The 21,768-nt window shown below is 70.8% G+C and carries 20 protein-coding genes and 1 riboswitch; of the genes, 9 read left to right on the top strand and 11 right to left on the bottom strand.

The genetic code is table 11. The annotated features are described in order from the left end of the window. Nucleotides 1–137 precede the first annotated feature (137 nt). Nucleotides 138–2,024, bottom strand: coding sequence for a glycosyltransferase family 4 protein (locus SANBI_RS15110; protein ID WP_319156456.1), 1,887 nt, complete (start codon nucleotides 2,022–2,024; stop codon nucleotides 138–140). Further along, nucleotides 2,021–3,256: a glycosyltransferase family 4 protein gene (locus tag SANBI_RS15105; protein ID WP_319156454.1), complete on the bottom strand. Its 1,236-nt coding sequence runs from the start codon at nucleotides 3,254–3,256 to the stop codon at nucleotides 2,021–2,023. Before SANBI_RS15105 ends, SANBI_RS15110 begins: the two co-directional genes overlap by 4 nt. A 152-nt stretch (nucleotides 3,257–3,408) precedes the next feature. Between SANBI_RS15105 and SANBI_RS15100 the strand changes: the two genes are divergently transcribed. Continuing rightward, nucleotides 3,409–4,536, top strand: a complete 1,128-nt coding sequence (locus SANBI_RS15100; protein WP_319156452.1) for an LCP family protein — start codon at nucleotides 3,409–3,411, stop codon at nucleotides 4,534–4,536. Nucleotides 4,537–4,605: 69 nt separating this feature from the next. Here SANBI_RS15100 and wecB read toward each other — a convergent pair whose 3' ends face one another. Next, nucleotides 4,606–5,751, bottom strand: coding sequence for a non-hydrolyzing UDP-N-acetylglucosamine 2-epimerase (wecB, locus tag SANBI_RS15095; protein ID WP_319156450.1), 1,146 nt, complete (start codon nucleotides 5,749–5,751; stop codon nucleotides 4,606–4,608). 187 nt (nucleotides 5,752–5,938) lie between these two features. Here wecB and SANBI_RS15090 point away from each other — a divergent pair, with 187 nt between their 5' ends. Then, the gene (locus SANBI_RS15090) at nucleotides 5,939–6,625 is read left to right on the top strand and encodes a hypothetical protein (protein ID WP_319156447.1); all 687 of its coding nucleotides are present in this window, start codon (nucleotides 5,939–5,941) and stop codon (nucleotides 6,623–6,625) included. Nucleotides 6,626–6,670: 45 nt separating this feature from the next. Here SANBI_RS15090 and SANBI_RS15085 read toward each other — a convergent pair whose 3' ends face one another. Beyond that, nucleotides 6,671–6,982, bottom strand: a complete 312-nt coding sequence (locus SANBI_RS15085; protein ID WP_056128398.1) for a DUF2530 domain-containing protein — start codon at nucleotides 6,980–6,982, stop codon at nucleotides 6,671–6,673. 86 nt (nucleotides 6,983–7,068) lie between these two features. Between SANBI_RS15085 and SANBI_RS15080 the strand changes: the two genes are divergently transcribed. From SANBI_RS15080 to SANBI_RS15065, 4 genes are all read left to right on the top strand, one after another. Then, nucleotides 7,069–8,553: an NCS2 family permease gene (locus SANBI_RS15080; protein WP_319156444.1), complete on the top strand. Its 1,485-nt coding sequence runs from the start codon at nucleotides 7,069–7,071 to the stop codon at nucleotides 8,551–8,553. 173 nt (nucleotides 8,554–8,726) lie between these two features. Then, nucleotides 8,727–9,956: a mannose-6-phosphate isomerase, class I gene (gene manA / locus SANBI_RS15075; protein ID WP_319156443.1), complete on the top strand. Its 1,230-nt coding sequence runs from the start codon at nucleotides 8,727–8,729 to the stop codon at nucleotides 9,954–9,956. 124 nt (nucleotides 9,957–10,080) lie between these two features. Continuing rightward, nucleotides 10,081–10,518, top strand: a complete 438-nt coding sequence (locus tag SANBI_RS15070; RefSeq protein WP_056128409.1) for a MarR family winged helix-turn-helix transcriptional regulator — start codon at nucleotides 10,081–10,083, stop codon at nucleotides 10,516–10,518. After that, the gene (locus SANBI_RS15065) at nucleotides 10,515–11,876 is read left to right on the top strand and encodes an MFS transporter (protein ID WP_056128412.1); all 1,362 of its coding nucleotides are present in this window, start codon (nucleotides 10,515–10,517) and stop codon (nucleotides 11,874–11,876) included. Before SANBI_RS15070 ends, SANBI_RS15065 begins: the two co-directional genes overlap by 4 nt. 25 nt (nucleotides 11,877–11,901) lie before the next feature. Here SANBI_RS15065 and serC read toward each other — a convergent pair whose 3' ends face one another. After that, entirely contained in the window at nucleotides 11,902–13,017 is a 1,116-nt protein-coding gene (gene serC, locus SANBI_RS15060) for a phosphoserine transaminase (RefSeq protein WP_056130567.1), read from the bottom strand. Between the two features lie 200 nt (nucleotides 13,018–13,217). Between serC and SANBI_RS15055 the strand changes: the two genes are divergently transcribed. The 3 genes from SANBI_RS15055 to SANBI_RS15045 all read left to right on the top strand — a co-directional run bounded on the left by SANBI_RS15055 (nucleotide 13,218) and on the right by SANBI_RS15045 (nucleotide 16,144). Continuing rightward, nucleotides 13,218–13,922, top strand: a complete 705-nt coding sequence (locus tag SANBI_RS15055; RefSeq protein WP_056128415.1) for a metal-dependent transcriptional regulator — start codon at nucleotides 13,218–13,220, stop codon at nucleotides 13,920–13,922. A 124-nt stretch (nucleotides 13,923–14,046) separates the two neighbouring features. Continuing rightward, nucleotides 14,047–14,213: riboswitch (cyclic di-AMP (ydaO/yuaA leader) on the top strand. Then, on the top strand, nucleotides 14,214–15,044 hold the full coding sequence (locus SANBI_RS15050) for a C40 family peptidase (protein WP_319156439.1): 831 nt from the start codon (nucleotides 14,214–14,216) through the stop codon (nucleotides 15,042–15,044). Between the two features lie 182 nt (nucleotides 15,045–15,226). Next, nucleotides 15,227–16,144, top strand: coding sequence for a universal stress protein (locus SANBI_RS15045; RefSeq protein ID WP_056128420.1), 918 nt, complete (start codon nucleotides 15,227–15,229; stop codon nucleotides 16,142–16,144). Between the two features lie 77 nt (nucleotides 16,145–16,221). Here SANBI_RS15045 and SANBI_RS15040 read toward each other — a convergent pair whose 3' ends face one another. From SANBI_RS15040 to SANBI_RS15015, 6 genes are all read right to left on the bottom strand, one after another. Continuing rightward, a complete protein-coding gene (locus SANBI_RS15040; protein ID WP_056128423.1) occupies nucleotides 16,222–17,055 on the bottom strand; it encodes an ABC transporter permease in 834 nt (277 codons plus the stop codon). Further along, nucleotides 17,052–18,059 carry an ATP-binding cassette domain-containing protein gene (locus tag SANBI_RS15035; RefSeq protein WP_156382648.1) on the bottom strand — a complete coding sequence of 336 codons (1,008 nt, stop codon included), beginning with the start codon at nucleotides 18,057–18,059 and terminating at the stop codon, nucleotides 17,052–17,054. Before SANBI_RS15035 ends, SANBI_RS15040 begins: the two co-directional genes overlap by 4 nt. A 68-nt stretch (nucleotides 18,060–18,127) precedes the next feature. After that, nucleotides 18,128–19,342: an ornithine--oxo-acid transaminase gene (rocD, locus tag SANBI_RS15030; RefSeq protein ID WP_319156434.1), complete on the bottom strand. Its 1,215-nt coding sequence runs from the start codon at nucleotides 19,340–19,342 to the stop codon at nucleotides 18,128–18,130. A 12-nt stretch (nucleotides 19,343–19,354) separates the two neighbouring features. Beyond that, nucleotides 19,355–20,185 (bottom strand): dimethylargininase, encoded by an 831-nt coding sequence (gene ddaH, locus SANBI_RS15025; protein ID WP_319156432.1) that lies wholly within the window; start codon nucleotides 20,183–20,185, stop codon nucleotides 19,355–19,357. A gap of 175 nt (nucleotides 20,186–20,360) precedes the next feature. Further along, on the bottom strand, nucleotides 20,361–20,894 hold the full coding sequence (locus SANBI_RS15020) for an SRPBCC family protein (protein WP_319156430.1): 534 nt from the start codon (nucleotides 20,892–20,894) through the stop codon (nucleotides 20,361–20,363). After that, entirely contained in the window at nucleotides 20,891–21,724 is an 834-nt protein-coding gene (locus SANBI_RS15015; protein WP_319156428.1) for a hypothetical protein, read from the bottom strand. Before SANBI_RS15015 ends, SANBI_RS15020 begins: the two co-directional genes overlap by 4 nt. Between the last annotated feature and the right edge of the window lie 44 nt (nucleotides 21,725–21,768).

Below are 21,768 nucleotides of genomic sequence, written 5' to 3'. Positions count from 1 at the left end.
GCCTGCTCTGGCATGGCCGTCCGCGCCCTTGCTCGTGACGTTGGCGCGCCGGGAAGGGATTCGAGAGGTCTGGGTACCGGGCCTGTCCCGCGCCTGCTTTGCTTGCTCGCAGGGTGAGAGTGAGACGCCGCCCCCCATCAGTTCGGCCTCTCCAGGCTCACGTCATGCATCGCGTCGCGGTACCTGACCGCGGTGCACGACCACGTCCGCGACATCGCGAACGCTCTGCCGTTCAATCCCCATGTCCGGGCGGTCTCAGTGTTCGTCAGCATGAGCTCAAGCGTGGTCGCAAGGTCTCCCGGATCTCCTGGCCTCACCAGCACCCCGCTCGCCGGCCCCCCGACGATCTCGCGCAGCGCAGGCAGGTCGCTCGCGACTACAGGTCGTCCGTACGCCATGGCCTCGATCGGTTTCAGTGGGGTGACCAGCCGGCACACCCTGACGTCGCGTCGTGGGACGACGAACACGTCGAGGGCCTGGTGGTACATGAGCGCCTGCGAACGTGGCACCCGGCCGGTGAACAGCGTAACCCGGTCGATCCCGAGGCGTCTGGCCTCGGCCTCGAGCGCCCCTCGGGAGACTCCGTCGCCGACGATCAGCGCCCGGGCGTCCACGCCGCGCTGCCGGAGCAGCGCGACAGCCCCGAGCAGGGTGTCGAGGCCTTCGTAGTCGACCAGGCTGCTCACGGTGCCGACCCAGAACCCCTCGGCCGGCAGCCCGAGGAGCTGCCGCGCGTCGACAACGTCGAGCGACCCTTCGAGGAGCTCGGCGTCGACGGCGTTCGGCACGAGGGAGATCGTGTCGCGGTCGACCCCGCGGGCCACGAGCTCGTCGCGGAGTGTCTCGCTCAGCGTGAAGACGTGGTCGGCTGCCATGGCGAGCTCGGTCTCGCGGTCGCGCAGCATCCGGTACTTCTCGCTCTGGGCGGCGTGCTCCTGCTGCGCACCTGCGGGTCGGCTCGCGACCCACGTCTCCTCCAGCAGCCCCCGGACCTCGTAGACCCACGGGACGCCGAGCTCACGGGCTGCAGCCCGGGCGACGAGGCCGTTGGTGTAGTTGGTCGTGGCGTGCAGCACCTGAGCCTCGACCTCCTCGGCGAGGGGCAGCAGCATCTGGACGCTCTGGCGCAGCCTGGCCTCGACCGTCGCGCCCGGGGACGGCAGCACCAGCCGGCGGTAGTCGACCCCGTCGATCGTGTCGGTGTGCCGTGCAGCGATCGTGCCGACGGTGACGGGGTAGCCGAGCCTGGTGGCGGCGGTGACGCGCAGACCGGCGTCCTGCTGGGCGCGGAGCACGGCGTGGCTGCGGTGGGTGTACCCGCTCTGGGTGTGCGGCAGCGAGTTGGTGAGGACGTGCAGGACGGAGATCCCAGCGGGCGTCGTCGTGGACGTCTCTCCACGGCGCGAGGTGCCGGGGGCTGAGGTCTTCGGGACGACGAGGTCGACGCCCGGGCTCATCATCCGCACCTCGGAGGCGAGCCGCGCACGGAGCGGGGAGTCCCGTCGTGCAGCGACGCCCTGTCGAGCGGCGCTCTGGGCCTCACCGGCCTCTCCGGTCCCACCTGGGCTGCGTGACGCCGTGCCGCCCGTCGCCGCGTCGAGCGTGGTGACAGCTCCGCTGAGGTCGCCGCGCTGCCACAGCGCCCGTGCCCGGCTCTGACGGAGACCGTCGAACAGCTCTGCGGGAAGGTCGTCTGCGGCACCGAGCTGGACCGCGAGCTCGACGAGCCAGCGGCGCCGCACCTGACCGGCTCGGAGGAGCCCGCCCCGGGACCGGGGGAGTCCCACAGCCTGGCGCAGGTGGTCGCGGGCGTCGTCGAGCTCTCCGAGCAGCCAGGCTCCAGTGGCGCGAGTGAGCGGCTCGCCCGAGCGGGTCAGCGCGGTCCCTGCCGCACGGGTGACGCGGCGCGGCGCCCTGCGGCTCACCTGGACCGCGAGCAGCAGCGGGTCTTCCCGCAGGTGCCCGGCCACGGTGCTCACCGTCAGCCGCAGGTTGATGACCAGCTCGGCGGTACGGCCCGTCACCGGACCACCTCACGGAGCAGCGCGTCGTAGCTGGCGGCGAGCTCGGCGAACCCGGCGTTGGCGCGAGCCCACTCGCGCCCTGTCGACGGTGTGCTCAGCAGCGTCCTGTCGTCGGCCAGCTCGCCCCACAGCGTGACGAGGGCCTCGACGTCGCCAGGCGGCACGACGGTCCCGGCGCCCGTCCCGGAGACGAGGTGCGCGGCCTCTCCGGTGACGGCGGCCGAGATGTGCCGACCGACGGCGAGGGCCTCGTAGAGCTTGGACGGGACGGTCCACGCGAAGGGAGGCCAGTCGCGCAGGGAGACCAGGACGGTGTCGGCCCACACGTAGTGCTCGGGCACCTTGCCGGCGAGGACCCGTCCGACGAACTCGACCGGTGCGCCGAGGGTCGAGGCGAGAGCCTGCAGCTCGGAGTGCAGGGCACCGCCGCCGACGATGCGCAGCCTCACGTCGATCCCGAGCGCGCGCGCTGCCGCGGCCGCCTCGACGGCAGTCTCGAGCCCTTGGCTCCGCCCGACGGTCCCGACGTAGAGGACGTGCAGCCCACCTTCGTCTCGAGGCCGTTCGAGCGCCGGCACGGCGTCGACAGGGGCACCGTTGCGGACGACCTCGACCCGTCGCATGCCGCGGGACCGCAGCACCTCGGCGAAGGCGTCGGTCGTGGTCACCACGGCGGCAGCCCGGCGCTGGACCCAGGTGACAGCACGGTCGGCGGCACGGGTGGCCACCCGGCGCTTGAGTGAGACGGTCCGTCGGCCGTCGTGCAGCACACCGCTCGCGTGGATGAGGTCGGGCCAGGCGTCGCGCATCTCGACCACGTGCGGGACCCGCCAGACGAGCGCGAGGACCCAGCCTGCGAAGAGGGAGGGCAGACCGGGGGCCGTCGAGACGACGACGTCGGGCCTGTCGGCGCGGTGGCGCAGCCTGACGAGCGCACGCCAGACGGTGTCGAGGGCGGCGACGCCCTGGTCAGCCGACCGCGACCTGAGTCCTGGCCCGTGCTCCCGGAACCTCACGCGGTGGACGGTCTCACCGTGCTGTCCCCTCGACGTCGACCCGACGGCGTGCTCGCCTCGGGGGTCGTCGAGGGTGCCTGTGGGGTAGTGGGGCGGCGGGGCGAACACGACGACCTCGTTCCCGAGATCCCGCAGGCGAGGCACCAGGGCGGACCATCGCCGCTGCGGAGCGTTGTTCTCCGGTGCGTAGTGGTGGCTGACCAGCAAGATGCGCACTCGCCCGCCCCTCCTGTGGTCGTCGTCCTGCGTACCGTGCGCTCACGTGCTCCGCGCGTGGAGATCGTGTGTGTGATGAGTGCGGCCACCATCATAAACCCGGTGTTCCGGGTAACGGAGCCAAACCGCCCGAGGCCGTACCATGAGTGACTGTGAGCACAGGGGACCCCTTCGAGGGAATGACGACCGAACCGGCACGCCGGTCTCGACGCGGCACGGACGACGACGACCCGTACGCGGAGCCCGAGGAACGGCGCTCCGGTGGGCGTCGTGCCGTCATCATCGCCTTCTCGGTGCTCCTCGGTCTCGTCGTGCTCGGCGGCGGTGCTGTCGCCGGCTATCTCGCGTGGGTCAACAACAACATCGAGCGGATCGCCGACCCCTTCGACGACCTCGACCCCGCCGCTCGGCCGACCCCTGCCCCGACCGAGCCGGGTGCCGAGGCGACCCCGCTCAACATCCTCGTGCTCGGCTCGGACAGCCGGATCTCCGCAGGGGACCCGAGCTCGTGGGAGGAAGGCGGCCAGCGCACCGACGCGCTGATGGTCGTGCACCTCCCGGCCGACCGCAAGAGCGCCGTCGTCATGTCGATCCCGCGTGACTCCTGGGTCCCCGTCCCGGGGCACGGGGAGGCGAAGATCAACGCAGCCTTCTCCTTCGGAGGGCCGACCCTGGCCATCCAGACCGTCGAAGACCTCACCGGCATCCGCATCGACAACTTCGTGGTCGCCGACTTCACGTCCTTCGTCGAGCTGACCGACACGCTCGGTGGTGTGCAGATCACCGTCCCCGAGGACGTCTACGAGCACGACACGCTCTTGTTCTCGGCTGGCAAGCAGACCCTGAGCGGGGAGCAGGCACTCGCCTACACGCGCCAGCGCTACGGTCTCCCCGGTGGTGACTTCGACAGGGTCAAGCGCCAGCAGAACTGGATCCGGGCGATGGTCGCCAAGACCAAGAACGACGGGTTGATCTCGAACCCTGTGCGGCTCACGAACCTGCTCACCGTGGTGAGCAGGTCGGTGTCTGTCGACGACAGCCTCGGCATCAACGAGATGCGGGCGATCGCCGAGAGCCTCGACGGCCTCGCGACCAACGACATCACCTTCCTCACGGCCCCGGACGCCGGGACCGGCAGGAGCGCCGACGGGCAGTCGATCGTGCTGCTCGACCGCGCAGCCTTCGACCCGCTCGTGGCCGCGATCGCGCAGGACACCTCGGCCGAGTACATCGAGGCCAACAAGGACGCCCTCGGTGTCCTCGGGGCGACGGTCAAGTAGCCACCGAGCGCAGCTGAGCCCGCCCGGCCGCGAGGTCGAGCGGGCTCAGCCGTGCACGGGAGCGGCCGGTCAGGCGACGAAGTCGTCCAGGCGGCTCCCGACCCCGAGCAGCTGGGCGATCGCGGCGACGGCCCGCCCGCTCGCCGCGCCGTCACCGTAGGGGTTGACGGCCGTCGACATCGACACGAAGTGCTCGTCGTCCGTGACGAGCCTGGCCACCTCGGCGACGATCCGGTCTTCGTCGGTCCCGATGAGCTTCACGGTCCCGGCGGCGACGGCCTCGGGACGCTCGGTGTTCTCCCGCATGACGAGCACGGGCTTGCCGAGGCTCGGGGCCTCCTCCTGCACGCCCCCCGAGTCGGTCAGCACGATCCGGCACGCACCGAGCAGCCGTGTGAACTCCCCGTAGGCCAGAGGCTCCGTCACGACGACGTTCTCCGCACCTGTCAACGGCGGCAGGACCGCGTCGCGCACCACGGGGTTGCGGTGCAGGGGGAGCACCACGAGGTACTCGGGGTGCGCGTCGGCGATGCGGCGCAGCGCACGGCCGACCCCCTCCATCGCCGGACCCCAGCTCTCGCGACGGTGCGTCGTGACGAGCAGGATGGGCCGGCCAGACGCCGCCGCAGACTCGAGGGCAGCGTCGGTGAAGGGGTGCTCGCTCCGCGCCGTCGCCAGCAGGGCGTCGATCACCGTGTTCCCCGTGACGGCGATCGCGGCGGGGTCGACGCTCTCGCGGACGAGGTTCGCCCTGCTCTCCGAGGTCGGCGCCAGGTGCAGGGCGGCGATCTGCGAGGTGATCTTCCGGTTGGCCTCCTCGGGGAACGGCGACGTGATGTCACCCGAGCGCAGCCCCGCCTCGAGGTGGACGACGGGGATGCCCGCGTAGAAGGCGGCGAGAGCCGCAGCGGTCGACGTGGTCGTGTCCCCCTGGACGACCACGGCGTCCGGCCGGTGCTCCTCGAGCACTGGAGCGAGACCCGCGAGGATCTTCGCGGCGGTGACCGCGAGGGGCTGCTTGTGGCCGAAGACGTCGAGGTCGACGTCGGGGACGATCCCGAAGATCTCGTTCACCTGGTCGAGCATCTCGCGGTGCTGACCGGTGACGACGACGATGTTCTCGAACCTCTTGTCAGCCTCGACGGCGGCGATCACAGGAGCGACCTTGATCGCCTCGGGGCGTGTTCCGTAGACGGTCATGATGCGCAGGCTCATGGTCCCCAGGGTCTCATGAAGGGCGCAGAGCAGACAGAACGTCCAACTCCGGGCGTGGCTCGGCGCACCTCGGGCGAGAACCCGCGTGCCCAGGGCGAGAGCCCTGCCCGTGCGGCAAGATGGCGGGGGCGGCGACGACCCTGTGAGCAGGTCAGCGTCCGAGGAGATGAGGAGCAGGTCTGTGCGGGTGGCGTTCGCGAATGTCCGGGGCGGCATGCTCTGCCTCGGAGACCCCGGTGGTCGCCACGTCCGGCTGAGCGTGGACGGGCTCTACGCCTCGCCCGGTGCGGGCGCTGCAGCCGACGACATCGACTCTGACGACGAGCTCGACGACGACGACGACGACCTCGACGACGGCGACCACTTCGACGACGACGACCGCGGCGACCGTGACGACGCCTCAGACGGTGATGCCGGAGCCGACGAGGACGACGCCGACGAGGACGACGCCGACGACGGCGTCCCGCGCGGCCTCGTGCGGTGGGGTGACCTCGCGGCCCTCGAGATCGACGCCCCGACCACCCGGTGGCGCTACCCCGGGGTCCTGTCGACCGTCGTCGCGGCCGTCGTCGGGAACATCGGCATCGAGTGGTACCCCGAGGGAGCGGCCTTCGACGTCGAGATCACCACGGCCTCAGGCGTCGGGATCGTCGCCTGCGACGGTTTTGCCGGGCGAGGCTACTGGGCGCCGCACGCCCGGGCGGTCGAGGCCCTCCTGCGGCTGCTCGTCTCCGAGCGCGCACCACGGGCCTGGCTCGACACCCCGGGTGACCTCCTCGGGGTGGTGGCCTCGGTCGCGCGGAGCGGGCCGACCGACGAGGCGCTCGCGGACGAGCTGCGCGTGCTGCTCGAGGCCGGCCCCCGGCGCGTCTGACGGCAGGGTGGCTCAGCTGACTGCCCCGGTCGCGTCCGGACCAGGTCAGTCCTGGGTGCGGTCCTGGGCTGCGGTGCCGTCGACCACGTCGACAGTCTCGGCCACGGCCCTGTAGCGGCGGCGGTTGTTCTGCTCCCACGCGAGGGCGAGCAGACCGAGGCCCCCGCCCGTGGCGCAGACCACGAGGTTCGACCGCACCGAGAGGTCTGTCGTGAGCCCCACCACGGCGAGCACAGCAGCTGCCACGGCCCAGAGCGCGATGCCCGCCAGGATTGCGCGACGCAGGTCGACCTGACGAGGCTGCGGGCCTGGTCGGCGCCGTTCCGGGTGGAGGAAGAGGTCGAAGAAGGTGCGCACGCCCTCAGCCTAGGTGGTCCGGGTGTGTCGCGGGTGTGATGAGATCGTGGTGAGGCTGCGGCGGACGGTCGGGCACACTAGTCCCCATGGCGAACAGCACAACCCGTGACACAGCCGCGCCCGCAGGCGCGCTCGACCGATTCTTCAAGATCTCCGAGCGGGGCTCCTCGCTCACCTCCGAGATCCGAGGTGGCCTCGTCACCTTCTTCGCGATGAGCTACATCATCGTCCTCAACCCGATCATCCTCGGCAACGTCCAGGACGGCACCGGCCAGCTCCTCGGTGGCGGCACCGACGAGCCGAACATCACGATGATCGCGGCGGCGACAGCACTCATCGCCGGTGTCCTGTCGATCATCATGGGCCTCGTCGCGAACTTCCCGCTCGCGCTCGCGGCGGGCATGGGCCTCAACGCCGTCGTGGCGTACTCGATCGCCTCGCTGCCCGAGATGACCTGGGCCGACGCGATGGGCATCGTGGTGCTCGAGGGCATCATCATCCTGCTGCTCGTCCTCACAGGCTTCCGCGAGGCTGTGTTCCGCGCGGTCCCGCCCGAGCTCAAGGTCGCGATCAGCGTCGGCATCGGCCTGTTCATCGCCTTCGTCGGCATGGTCGACGCCGGCTTCGTGCGCCCGGGGTCCGGCACGCCCGTCGAGCTCGGTGTCGCCGGTTCTGTCGCCGGGTGGCCGCTGCTCGTCTTCGTCTTCGGTGTGCTCACCGCGATCGTGCTCATGGTCCGCAAGGTCAAGGGCGCCATCCTCATCTCGATCATCGCGTCCACGGTCGTCGCCGTGGTCATCGAGGCCGTCGCCAAGGTCGGCGGGATGGTCGGCGCCGACGGCGTCCTGAACTCCCACGGCTGGAAGCTCAACGTCCCGCAGCTCCCGGACAGCGTGGTCGACTGGCCCGACTTCTCGCTCCTCGGCCAGTTCTCGCTCTTCGGCTCCTTCGAGAAGATCGGCGCTGTCGCCGTCATCCTGCTCGTCTTCTCCCTCCTGCTCGCCGACTTCTTCGACACCATGGGCACGATGGTCGCCGTCGGCTCCGAGGCCGGCCTCGTCGACAAGGACGGCAACATCCCCAAGACGCGCCAGATCCTCGTCGTCGACTCGGTCGCCGCGATCGCCGGTGGTGCCGGTGGTGTCTCGTCCAACACCGGGTACGTCGAGTCCGCCGCGGGTGTCGGTGACGGTGCCCGCACGGGTCTTGCCTCCGTCGTCACAGGTGTCGCGTTCTTGCTCGCCACCCTCTTCGCCCCGCTCGTCGAGATGGTGCCGTCCGAGGCGGCCACGCCGGCCCTCGTGGTCGTCGGCTTCCTCATGGTCATGCAGGTGACCGGCATCGACTGGAAGAACATGGAGCTCGCCATCCCGGCGTTCCTCACGATCGTCGTCATGCCCTTCACCTTCTCGATCACGGCGGGCATCGGCGCGGGCTTCATCACCTTCGTCGTCATCCGCATCGCGGTCGGCAAGGTCCGCCAGGTGCACCCGCTCATGTGGATCGCCGCGGTGCTCTTCGTCCTGTACTTCGTCCGCGGACCGCTCGGCGACGCCCTCGGCGTCTTCTGACCGGAGGGTCGGGCCGGCTCCGCCGGACCCACGTACCCGAGCCGCGCACCACGCACAGCCTGCACCTCGTGCACGCGCCTGCACGGCTCTCGTACCTGCTCGACCAGCGCCCCGCCTGGCTCCGCTCTCCTGGGAGCGGACCCAGGCGGGGCGCTGTCGTAGGGTCTAGTGCTGTGACACCCAGCCGCGTCTTCCGCCTCACCAACATGCTCCAGCGGTACGCGTGGGGGTCTCCGACGGCGATCCCGGAGATCCTGGGTGCGGCGCCAGACGGCCAGCCTGTCGCCGAGATGTGGCTCGGTGCGCACCCGCTCGCCCCCTCGCTCGCGACGGCTGTCGCCGGAGCGGCGGCGCGCGACGAGGCTGAGACCGTCGACCTCGCGGCCCTCGTCAGGTCGTCGCCCGACGCGATGCTCGGCCGCTCGGTCGTCGAGGCCTACGGCCCTCGGCTGCCCTTCTTGCTGAAGATCTTGGCTGCCGAGTCCTCGTTGTCCCTCCAGGTGCACCCGCACCCGCACGTCGCCCGGGCGGGCTTCCGCCGGGAGACCGCTGCGGGCATCGCGCTCGACGCGCCGTCGCGCAACTACAAGGACGACCAGCACAAGCCCGAGATGCTCCTCGCGCTCACCTCCTTCGAGGGGTTGTGCGGCTTCCGTCGGCCGGCGCGCACCCTGGCCCTGCTCGAGGGCCTCGACGGAGACTTCGTCGCCAGGATGCGCGAGGCCCTGCGGGCGTCTCCTGACGCCGACGGTGTGCGCGCAGCCTTCGAGGTCGCACTCTCTGCCCGCGACGTGGACTGCACCGACGACCTCGCCCGCACCGTGGCCTCCGTGCGCGCCCGGATCGACGCCGGGCTCTCGACGTCCCGGGCCGACCAGACCGTGCTCGACCTGGACGGCTGGTTCCCCGGCGACCCCGGTGCGCTCGTCTCGATCATGCTCAACAGGGTCTCCCTGGCCCCGGGTGAGGCCGTCTTCCTCGCCGCGGGGGAGGTCCATGCCTACCTGACCGGTGTCGGTGTCGAGGTGATGGCCAGCTCGGACAACGTGCTGCGCGCCGGGCTGACCACCAAGCGCGTGGACGTCGAGGAGCTGATGTCCTGCGCGAGCTACGCCCCGCGCCCGCCTCAGCGGCCGGTCCTGCGCGCCGAGCCTGGCGGCCTGACCGCATACAGGGCGCCCGTCCCGGAGTTCTCCCTGCTGTTCGGGGCGGTGAGCGGGAGTGCGCTCGTCACGCACGACGGGCCGCGCATCGTCCTGTGCCTCGACGGGCGGCTCACGCTCTCGGGGCCGCTCGGCCCTGTCGCGACGCTCGACCGCGGCGAGTCGGTCTTCGTCCCGCACGACGCGGGTCACATGACGCTCGACGGCGACGGGCAGGTCGTCGTCGCCTACGTGCCCTGACGCGCTGCGCCGAGCGGCGCACCCGACCAGGTCTGCCAGGCGGCCGACCAGGCCAGCCGTCCGGAGGCGTCGTCGCGCCCGCAGACCCTTTCATTACCTAGGGTAATGAGTTAGGGTAAGGACAGTGACAACACCTGACGCCTGCGCCCCCGGGACCCTCGGAGGCCAGCTCCGCGTGGCGCTGACCCGGATCTCCCGACGACTCCGGAGCCAGCGCGGTGAGGCCGACCTCCCCGAGGGACAGTTCGCAGTCCTCACCACGATCTACAAGCACGGCCCGATGACGCCCGGCGCGCTCGCCGACCACGAGCACATCCGCCCGCCGTCGATGACGCGCACGGTCAACGCGCTCGCCGAGCTAGGACTCGTGACCAAGGTCGGGCACGAGACCGACAAGAGGCTCGTCCTCGTCGAGCTGACGACGACGGGCCGCGACGAAGTGAGAGAGACCAGGCGACGCCGCGAGGCCTGGTTGACCAAGAACCTGGGTCAGCTGACCCCCGAAGAACGGCAGACGCTCGCAGCGGCGAGCGAGCTGCTCGTGAGGATCGCCAGTCGATGAGCCCTACCTTCGCCTCCCTGAGGTACTACAACTACAGACTCTGGTTCAGCGCCGCCCTCGTGGCGAACGTCGGGACCTGGATGCAGCGCGTGGCTCAGGACTGGCTCGTGCTCACGGTCCTCACCGACAACTCGGGGACCGCCGTCGGCATCGTCACCGCGCTGCAGTTCTTGCCCGTCCTCGCGCTCTCGGCGTGGGCAGGTGTGCTCGCCGACCGCGTCGACCGCCGCAAGCTGCTGATCATCACCCAGACCGCCCTCGGCGTTCTCGCCCTCGCCCTCGGGGCGCTCGTGCTCTCAGGTCACGCCGAGCTCTGGCACGTGTACGTCTTCGCGGCGCTCCTCGGGTGTGTCACGGCGATCGACAACCCTGTGCGCCAGACATTCGTCGCCGAGATGGTGCCCAAGGAGAAGCTCTCCAACGCCGTGGGCCTCAACTCCGCAGGCTTCAACGCTGCCCGCCTCGTCGGTCCTGGTGCGGCCGGTCTGCTCATCGCGGCCTTCGGCCCGGGGTGGATGTTCATCATCAACGGGCTGACCTTCGCCGCGGTGATCGTCGCGATGACCCGCATGCGCGTGAGCGAGCTCAACAGGTTGCCTGTGGCCCCACGGGCCAAGGGGCAGATCCGCGAGGGCGTCAGGTACGTGCGCAACCGCAGCGACATCGTCGTCATCATGTGCGTGGTCTGCGTCGTGTCGACCTTCGGCCTGAACTTCCAGCTGACCTCAGCCGTCATGGCGACGGCAGAGTTCGGCAAGGGAGCGGGGGAGTACGGGATCCTCGGGTCCATCCTCGCGATCGGGTCCCTGGCCGGTGCGCTCCTCGCCGCCCGCCGCGAGCGTCCCCGCGTGAGGCTCGTCATCGGGTCAGCCTTCGCCTTCGGTGTCTCGACAGGTCTGATGGCGATCATGCCGACCTACTGGACCTATGCGCTGATGAGCATCCCCGTAGGGTTCTCGAGCCTGACCATGCTGACAGCCGCGAACTCGACCATCCAGATGTCGACCGAGCCGCAGATGCGCGGCCGGGTCATGGCGCTCTACATGATGGTGTTCCTCGGAGCCACGCCGATCGGCTCGCCAGTGGTCGGGTGGATCGCCGAGACCTACGGTGCACGCTGGGCGATCGGCATCGGCTCGATCACCGCGCTGCTCGTGGCCGCAGGTGCCGCGCTGTGGACCAAGAAGAACTGGGACTACACGGTCACCTACCAGGTGTTCCACCGCCCCCACGTCGAGGTCACCTACGCACCCTCGGCCGACGCCGTCCACAGACCCGCAGACGAGGCCCACGCCCGCCGCGACGTCGCCGACGACCTCGGCGTCCAAGAGGCGAAAGACCGCACGACCGCGACCTGACGGTCGACGTCCCGGCAGGTGGGGCTCAGGCGCTGTGCTCGACCAGGTGGTCGACGCAGGCTGTGAGGGCCTGGACGTCGGAGGGGTCGACGGACGGGAACATCGCGACGCGCAGCTGGTTGCGGCCGAGCTTGCGGTACGGGTCGACGTCGACGACCCCGTGCTCGCGGAGCGTCCGTGCGATCGCTGCGGCGTCGATGCTCTCGTCGAGGTCGATCGTGCCGACGACCGTCGAGCGGTCGGCAGGGTCGGCCACGAAGGGGGTCGCCCACTCGCGGCTCTCCGCCCACGAGTAGAGGTGTGCCGCTGACTCGGCCGTCCGCGCCGCAGCCCAGTCGAGACCCCCCTGGTCTAGCATCCACCGCACCTGCTCACCGAGCAGGAACAGCGTCGCGATCGCCGGGGTGTTCAGCGTCTGGTTGGCCCGTGAGTTCGTCAGTGCCGTCTGCAGGGACAGGAACTCCGGGATCCACCGGCCACGCGTCGCGATCTGACCGATGCGCTCCACGGCTGCGGGGGAGACCACAGCGAGCCAGAGCCCGCCGTCGGAGGCGAAGGACTTCTGCGGGGCGAAGTAGTAGACGTCGGTCTCGGCGATGTCGACGGGCAGGCCTCCCGCGCCGGAGGTCGCATCGATGACCGTGAGCGCGTCGGCCGCCGCCCCGGCGATGCGCCGGACAGGTGCCATCGCACCCGTGGACGTCTCGTTGTGCGCCCAGGCGTAGACGTCGGCGTCGTCGACCGCGACGGGCAGCGCCACGGTGCCCGGTGCCCCGGTCGTCACGGCCGACCTCTCGAGGAACGGTGCTGCTGTCGTGGCGGCGGCGAACTTGCCGCCGAACTCGCCGAACACGCCGTGCGCCGCGCGGTCGCGCACGAGCGAGAAGGTCGCGGCGTCCCAGAAGGCTGTCGACCCGCCGTTGCCGAGGACGACCTCATACCCCTCGGGCACGTCGAAGAGCTCGGCGAGGCCGGACCGCACCCGGCCCACGAGGTCTTTGACAGGGGGCTGCCTGTGGGACGTGCCGAGCAGCGTCCGGCCGGTCGAGGCGAGCGCGTCGAGCTGCGCGTCGCGGACCTTCCCCGGGCCGCTCCCGAAGCGGCCGTCGGCGGGCAGGAGGGCGGCGGGGATGCTGGGCATGGCGGTCACGAGGCCCACCTTAGCCCCCGGTCAGGGGCCCCGCCCCGCGTCTGCGCAGGGCGAGATAGGCTGTCCGGAGAAGACGTGTGGACGATGCGACGGGGCCCTGAGCGGCTCCGGCCGGCACCCCTGTGCCTCTCGGCAGGCTCCTCGGAGCCTGCCGGGGTCGTCCGGCGCCACCTGACGCACTGGAGGAACGCGTGAGCGACCTGATCGACACCACCGAGATGTACCTGCGGACCATCTACGAGCTGGCCGAAGAGGGCATCGTCCCGCTGCGGGCGCGCATCGCGGAGCGTCTGGGGCACTCGGGGCCGACGGTCTCGCAGACCGTCGCCCGCATGGAGCGCGACGGTCTCGTCGTCGTCAGCGGCGACCGTCACCTCGAGCTCACCGAGGTCGGCCAGACCAAGGCGATGCGCGTCATGCGCAAGCACAGGCTGGCCGAGCGGCTGCTCACCGACGTCATCGGTCTCGACTGGGCCTTCGTCCACGAAGAGGCCTGCCGCTGGGAGCACGTGATGAGCGACCGCGTCGAGAAGCGCCTCGTCGACCTCCTCGACCACCCGCACTTCTCGCCGTACGGGAACCCGATCCCGGGCTTGGTCGAGCTGGGCGAGGGCGCCGCCGCGGTCGGGTTCCTCGACGGCGTGGTCTCGCTCAAGGCGGCCGTGACGGCTCACCCCGACGAGTCCTTCGAGGCGACCGTGGCCCGCCTGGGCGAGCCTCTGCAGACCGACATCGAGCTCCTGGAGCGTCTCGCAGGCAGCGGGGTCGTCCCTGGGGGGCAGATCACAGTCGGCCGGACGGAGTCCGGCATCGGCATCTCGGTGACCTCAGAGGGCGCTGACCTGGTGCTCGACCTCCCCGAAGAGGTCTCGCGCCACATCTTCGTCTCAGAGTGAGACCTGGGTCACAATATTTCTCGTGACCTGAGCGTGACATTTGCTGAAAACCTGTTGTACCTTCGTGGAGCGTCATAGGCAGTCATGCCGAAGACGCGCTCGTGCAGATCGCCTAACCCTGCCACTGCATGAGCCGCCGACAACCCGCATGGCAGGGACGGGGGACCCAAATCTGGGCGCTGCTCGCAGCGTCCTTGGGGTGAAGCCCCACGACCGTCTGACGGTCGTGAGGCCGAGTGTTCTCCTACTCGAACCCGACAGCTGACCTCGCAGGCGTACTGGAGAGAACTTGTGACTACTAGCACTGCTCGTGCCCGCCACCGCGCGGCACGGCGTCCCTTGGCGCCGCTGACCTCGATCGCCTCCGTGGCCAGCGAGAACGCAGCAACCGTCGGACGCCGGACAGCCCTCGTGGCTGCGTCCTCTGGCCTCATCGTCTCCCTGATGGGTGCCACCTCTGCCTCGGCAGCCCCCCTCCCCTCTGACGCCTCGGTCGCGACCGTCGACGTCGCGTCGCTCAAGGCAGAGGCTCGCGCCGCGCTCAGCACGGCTCCCGCCGTGACCGTCGCCGCCGACGCCTCCTGGACCGTCGAGCAGACCGACATGGTCGTCACCCCGGCGCCCGAGCCCGAGCCGGAGCCGGAGCCCGTCCGCGCTCCTGCCGCCGCCTCGCGCACCGCCGAGCGCACCTCGATCTCTGCTGACACGCAGACCGAGTCCACGGAGTCGACCGTCGAGGTCGCCGCCGAGGCTCCTGTCGAGGCTGCAGCGCCGGTCCCCGCCTCCGCGAGCGGCTCGGCCATCCTCGACGTGGCTGGTCGCTACGTCGGTGTGCCGTACGTCTCGGGTGGCACCACCCCCGACGGCTTCGACTGCTCGGGCTTCACCTCGTACGTCTTCGCCCAGCTCGGCATCAACCTGCCGCGCACCTCTGGTGCCCAGGCCTCGGCCGGCACCGTCGTGTCGCGCGCCGACGCCCAGCCTGGCGACCTGATCTACTCGCCCGGGCACATCGCGATCTACGCGGGTGGCAACTCGCAGATCGACGCACCGCGCCCCGGCAAGACGATCCAGTTCCGTGAGATCTGGCAGTCCAACCCGACGTTCATCCGCATCGGCTGACACGTCGTCCTGCCTCGGCAGACGTCTCGCCACGAGAGCCCGGACCGCACTGCGGTCCGGGCTCTCGTGCGTCCGTGACGCTCGTAGATCTTGCAGGCCCGCCGAACGTGTTCTCAGCGTCATGAGCGGGTAATGTACGGGACAAGCACCGCCGCTTGTCCGTGATGCAGGAGGAGAACGCCATGTCGCACTCAGATGCCATCCTCGTCGGTGTCGACGGCTCGGTCTCGAGCCTCCACGCGCTCGACTGGGCCATCGCCCACGCGTCGAGGTCAGGTCAGCCGATCACCGCCGTCTGCTCGTACTCCCTCCCGTCCTTCGCGGCGGCCTCCCTCGACGGCGGGTACGCAGCGCTCGACGACAACGCGATCCAGGATGGCGCTCGTTCGGTCCTCGACGACGCCCGTGAGCGTGCAGCCCGCTCCGGCGTCACGCTGACGACCGAGCTCGCCGCCGGTGACGCGGCCGGGGTGCTCGTCGAGCGCTCCAAGGACTTCTCCCTCGCCGTCGTGGGCACCCGCGGACGGGGAGGTTTTGCCGAGCGCCTGCTCGGCACGGTCTCCTCGGCGCTCCCGGCGCACGGGCACTGCCCGACCGTCGTGGTGCCCTACCGCGGCAGCGGCGACCCCGACGCGAGCGTCCCGACCCACCCGATGAAGCGCGTCGTGGTGGGGGTCGACGGCTCACCGTCGGCCTACGGAGCCCTGCACGCCGCGATCCACCAGGCGAACCTCTGGGGCGCCGAGATCGTCGCCGTCGCCGGGGTCCCGGTCGGGTCGGGTGCGGGCATGCTCGCCTGGCTGCCGGCAGCCATCGACCACGAGCAGGTGCTCGCCGACGTCACCGATGCGCTCAACTCGATCGTCGACAAGGCCGAGGCGGCGCACCCCGGCACCGTCGTACGCCGGATCGTGCTCGACGGCAGCGGCGCCGAGCTGCTCACCGAGTTCTCCGAGGCGAGCGACCTCTTGGTCGTCGGCTCGCGTGGACGAGGAGGCTTCGCAGGTCTGCTCCTCGGCTCGACGAGCCAGGCCGTGCTGCACCACTCCACCTGCCCCGTGATGGTCGTCAACAAGCACTGCGAGATCCCCGCCGACTGACCCGCTGGCCGGACGAGAGGTCCGGCCGGGTCGCCCGCGCACGGCGTCTCGACCGGACCTCGCGCTGGGCTGGACGCTCAGTTCTTGGTGCGGTACAGCCGCATCGTGATCGGCGCGAACACCAGGGTGAGCGCCGCAGCGGCGACGAGCACCCAGACGACGTCGCCGAACTGGGCGGTGCCACCCATCAGCCCGCGGATGGCCGTGACGAGGTGGGTCACCGGGTTGACGTCCACGACAGCTCGCAGCGCTGACGGCATGGTCGCCGGGTCGACGAAGATGTTCGACGCGAAGGTCAGCGGCATGAGGATGAGCATCGAGACACCCATGACAGCGTTGGGCGTGCGCATCAGCAGCCCGAAGATGGTGAAGATCCAGCTGAGCGAGAAGGCGAAGACGAGCAGCAGCGCCACGGCCGCCAGGGTCCCGGGCAGCCCGCCGTCCGGCCTGTAGCCCAGGACGAGCCCGAGGCCGATGGTGATGACCGACGCGATCGTGTAGCGGACGGTGTCGCCGAGCAGTGCCCCGACGATCGGGGCCGGACGCCAGATGGGCAGCGACCTGAACCTGTCGAAGACGCCCTTGGTGATGTCCGTGTTGAGCGTGAACCCCGTGTACACGGTGATGATGAGGACGGTCTGGACGAGGATGCCGGGCAGCAAGAACCGCAGGTAGGTCGCGGTGTCGCCCGCGATCGCCCCGCCGAAGAGGTAGGTGAACATCAGCGTGAAGATGATCGGCGTGAGCGTCACGTCGAACAGCTGCTCGGGAACGTGCTTGATCTTCAGCAGGGCCCGCCAGGCGAAGGTCAGGGTGTTCTCGATCGCCGAGGGGCGCGTCGGACGGCTGTCGAGGGACACCGCCGACCGCAGCGTGGTAGCCGACGTCGTCGGGCTGTCGGTGGTGCTCATGAGGTGGCCTCCTCGGAGGGCTGCTCGGCGTCTGCCGGGCTCGTGGGGTCGGTCGGCTGACCTGTGAGGGCGAGGAACACCTCGTCGAGGCTCGGCTGGCCGAGCGAGAACTCGGGCACGTGGATCCCCGCCTCGTGGAGGCGGGGGAGGATCTGGTACGCCTGCGCAGAGCCGTCGGCGCTGCTGTCGATGCGGGCCGAGAGCGCCGACGGGTCGGGGGACAACGAGACGGCGTCAGGGTCGCCGAGGAGTGCGGCGACGATGCGCGCCGCCTCGTCCCGTCGGCTCTGGTCGGCGAGGCGCAGCTGGACCGAGCCTGAGCCGACAGAGCTCTTGAGCTCGGGGGCGGTGCCCTCGGCGATCACCTTCCCGTGGTCGACCACGGCGATGCGGTTCGCGAGCTGGTCGGCCTCTTCGAGGTACTGCGTGGTCAGCAGGACGGTGGCACCGTCGGCGACGAGCACCCGGACGATGTCCCACACGTCGTTGCGGCTGCGCGGGTCGAGCCCGGTGGTGGGTTCGTCGAGGAACAGCACGGACGGGCTCATGACCAGGCTCGCGGCGAGGTCGATCCGGCGTCGCATGCCGCCCGAGTACGTCTTGACCTGCTTGCCGGCCGCCTCCGTGAGGTCGAAGGCCTCGAGCAGGTCGGCCCCCCGGCGTCGAGCGGCGGCTCGCGTGAAGCCGTAGAGGCGCGCGAGCACCATGAGGTTCTCGGCTCCCGTGAGGTCTTCGTCGACCGAGGCGTACTGCCCGGTGAGCCCGACGAGGCTGCGGACGGTGTCGGCCTCGCGGAGGATGTCGTGCCCCAAGATGCTCGCGCTGCCCGCGTCGGGGCGCAGCAGGGTGGCGAGCATGCGGACGGCTGTCGTCTTGCCGGCTCCGTTGGGTCCGAGCACGCCGTAGACGGTGCCGGCGGGGACGGCGAGGTCGATGCCGTCGACAGCACGCGTCGTGCCGAAGTGCTTGACGAGCCCGTGAGCCTCGATCGCGTAGGAGGTCATGGCGACCATCCTGTGCCTCGGCTGTGAGGGGCGGCTACTTCTTTCTTGCGCAGTTGTGCGGGTCCAGGTCAGCGGGTCGCGAGGACGTCCCGCAGCCTGTCGAGACCGAGGTCGAGGTCGTCCAGGCTGATGGTCAGCGGGGGAGCGAGCCGGATCGTGGTGCCGTGCGTGTCCTTGGCGAGCACGCCCGCGTCGCGCAGGGCGAGGCAGAGCTCTCGGCCCGACTCCCAGGTCGGCGGGAGGTCGACCCCGGCCCACAGGCCCGCGCCCCGGACCTCGGCGAGCAGCTCGGACTCGACCATCTCGTCGAGACGCAGCTGGAGGTGGTCGCCGAGCTCCGCGGCACGTTCCTGGACCTCCCCGGTGTCGAGGAGCCTGACCACGGCGCGCCCCACGGCGCAGGCGAGCGGGTTGCCGCCGAAGGTCGAGCCGTGGGTGCCCGGGGTGAAGACGTCGAGGACGTCAGAGCGCCCGACGACAGCGCTCACCGGCAAGATCCCGCCGCCGAGCGCCTTGCCGAGGGTCACGAGGTCAGGCCGGACGTTCCAGAGCTCGCACGCGAGAGTCGTCCCTGTGCGCCCGAGGCCAGACTGGATCTCGTCGGCGACGAGCAAGATCCCGGCGTCGTCGCAGACCGTCCGCAGCGAGGCCCAGAAGCCTGGCGGGGGCACGACCACACCGGCCTCGCCCTGGATCGGTTCCATGAGCACCGCGACGGTGGTCTCGTCGACGGCCGCCGCGACAGCCTCGGCGTCTCCGTAGGGGACGACGCGGAAGCCCGGTGTGAAGGGGCCGTAGCCCTCGCGGGCCTCGTCGTCGGTCGAGAAGGAGACGACCGTCGTCGTGCGACCGTGGAAGTTGTCGCGGGCGACGACGATCGTCGGCTCGGCGATGCCGCGCCTGTGGCCCCACTTGCGGACCGCCTTGACCGCGGTCTCGACGGCCTCTGCGCCGGTGTTCATCGGCAGCATCGCGGCGTGGGTGCCCTCGAGGGCGAGCGAGTCGCCGACGAGGGCGCAGAGCTCGTCCGCGAAGGGGCCGAGCTGGTCGTTGTCAAAGGCGCGCGACGTCAGCGTCACGCGACCGAGCTGTTCGACCGCAGCCGCCACGAGGGTCGGGTGCCTGTGCCCGAAGTTGAGCGCCGAGTAGCCGGAGAGCAGGTCCAGGTACCGGCGACCGTCGGTGTCCGTGACCCAGGAGCCCTCACCGTGCGCGACCGTGACCGGGAGCGGCGCGTAGTTGTGCACCAGGTGGTCTCTGGTCTCGACGTGCGTCCCGTCCATGGTCGGCTCCTCTCAGCCCGCCGCCCGGATCTCGAGCGTGCAGCACTTCGCGCCGCCCCCGCCGAGCAGCAGCTCGGACGTGTCGACGCCGATCGGTTCGTAGCCGCGCTCTCTCAGCTGCGCCTGGAGGCGCGTCGCGGCGGGGTTGAGGATCACGTGGTGGCCGTCGGAGACGGCGTTGAGCCCGAGGACCGTCGCGTCGGACTCGGCAGCGTGGACGGCGTCGGGGAAGAGGTCCGCCAGGACTGCGCGGCTCTCGGCCGAGAAGGCGTCGGGGTAGTACGCGACCTTGCCGGGGGTGGTGCCGCCCTCGGAGCCCTCGAGGACTGTGAGCGCGGTGTCGAGGTGGTAGAACCGCGGGTCGACGAGCTCAAGGGTCACGACCTCACGACCCCAGAGCCTCGCAGCCTCGGCGTGCGCGGCCGTGTCGGTGCGGAAGCCTGTGCCGGCGAGGGAGAGGGGGCCGACCGTGAGGATGTCGCCCTCACCCTCGTTGCGCTCGAGGGCGTCGTGCACCTCGAAGCCGTTCTCGGCGAACCACCGCAGGTAGACGGCGGCCTCGGGAGCACGCTCGGGGTGGGTGAACAGGGCGCTGTAGACGACACCGTCGACGACTGTCGCACCGTTCGCCGCGTAGACCATGTCAGGGAGCCCCGGCACGGGCTCGACGAGGTCGACGGTGTGCCCGAGGTCGAGGTACGCGTCGCGCAGACGCTCCCACTGCTCCACGGCACGCGCCGTGTCCGTCGGGCGGCTCACGTCCATCCACGGGTTGATCTCGTAGCTCACCGTGAAGTACTCCGGGCGGCACATGAGATAACGGCGGGCGTGGGCTGCGGTCATCGGCGGGCTCCTCAGGCTGTCGCTCGTGGCGAGGGGTGACGCTGAGCCGTCCGGAGGGTGCCCCGGCCGGCCGTCGCACGGTCTGTGTGATGGCCGACACTACGCCCGGACCTGCGAGAGCGCGCGGGAGGACGCATCTCCTCTGCCGGACGCCGCCCGAGAGCGACGGGCGCGGTCAGACTGCGTCGAGCTCGCGGGACACCCTGTGCAGGGCGAGGCGGAGCATGAGCCCGAGGGGTACCCCGAGGAGCGGGGAGGTCAGGCGGGCCGGGAGCGGTCCGGCGAGGTAGACCTCTTCCCACCAGGTGACCAGGCTCGTCGCGTGGTCGACGGGCTCGACGTCGATGCCCGCCGTCCCGTGGAGCAGCGGTCCGGCCTTGCGCAGCACGAGCCTGTGGCGCTCGGTTCCGCTCAGCGCGTCGCCGGCGGGACGCTCGAGACCGACGACCTCCATGCGGTCGACGATCCCCGGGTGGCTGTACATGGTGAACCGAGCGCCCGACGGCAGGGGGCCGTCGGGGAGCGGGCGGCCCGATGGTTCCACGGGGAACGAACCCCAGGTCAGCGGGATCCACCGCGAGTGGTGGCGGACGTCGGCCACCAGGTCGAAGACGTCAGCGGGCTGCCCGGGCAGCTCCCGGGAGACGCTGACCCGTCGCAGACCTCGGCCCTCGGCGGCAGCGTCGTGCGCTGCCGGACGCCCCGTCACGACTCGTCCGTGCCGGAGGTGCGGCCGGAGCCGACCTCGCTCGACCTCCCGCGGCCGATCCGTGCCCGTCGGGCGCGGTCGACCAGCGGGATCTTTGAGGCGCGACCGGGCTCGACGGACTCGTAGACCTTGCTGGAGGCCTTCGAGCGGGCTGGGCCCACCTCGCGCGCGAAGTGCGCGGGCGGCTCGCCGAAGGCCTTGGTCGCCTGGTGCGCGACCGTGCGGGCGAGCGCCCGACCACCTGCGACGCCGACGACGGCACCGATGCCGAAGGGGATGACCCGGCCCATCATGAGCGAGGTCTGCTTGGCGATCTGCCGCTTGACGAAGCGCCGCGTGAGCACCTTGTTGACCTGCCGGATCGTGCTCTTCGGCATGGTCGTCATCAGGGCGGTGCCCCACGCTGCCGCCGACTTGCCCGACACCTCTTCGACCGACGTCGCGCCGGACTCGCCGAGGACCGTGGCGAGCAGCAGCGCGCGGCGGCGGTCGAGGTCGTCGGCCTCCACCCCGTGGACCTCTGCCACGCACAGCGCGTAGGCGGCCGAGGCGCTGAAGAAGGTCGCGACGTCACCACCGCTGAGGATCATCGACACTCCCGTGCCCACCCCGGGGAACGCCGCCGCAGCACCCACGGCGCCGCCTGCGCCCTGGAGCACGAGGGAGTACTCCTTGGTCAGCAGCGTGACGATCTGCTGGGGCGACGCCTCGGGGTTGCGTCGGCGCAGGCTGTCGACGTGCGCCCGCACTGTCGAGGACGGCAGGGTGATCGCCTGGTCGAGGGCTGCGTCGATCAGCGGGGTCCGGGCGAAGGACAGCTTCTGGGTCACAGTGGCTCCTTGCGGTTCGTCGTGGGTCGGCCGGCAGGGGTGGG

The organism is Sanguibacter biliveldensis (genome assembly GCF_033798665.1).
Classification (GTDB): Bacteria; Actinomycetota; Actinomycetes; order Actinomycetales; family Cellulomonadaceae; genus Sanguibacter; species Sanguibacter inulinus.
This window is presented reverse-complemented; position numbering and strand designations above follow the sequence as displayed.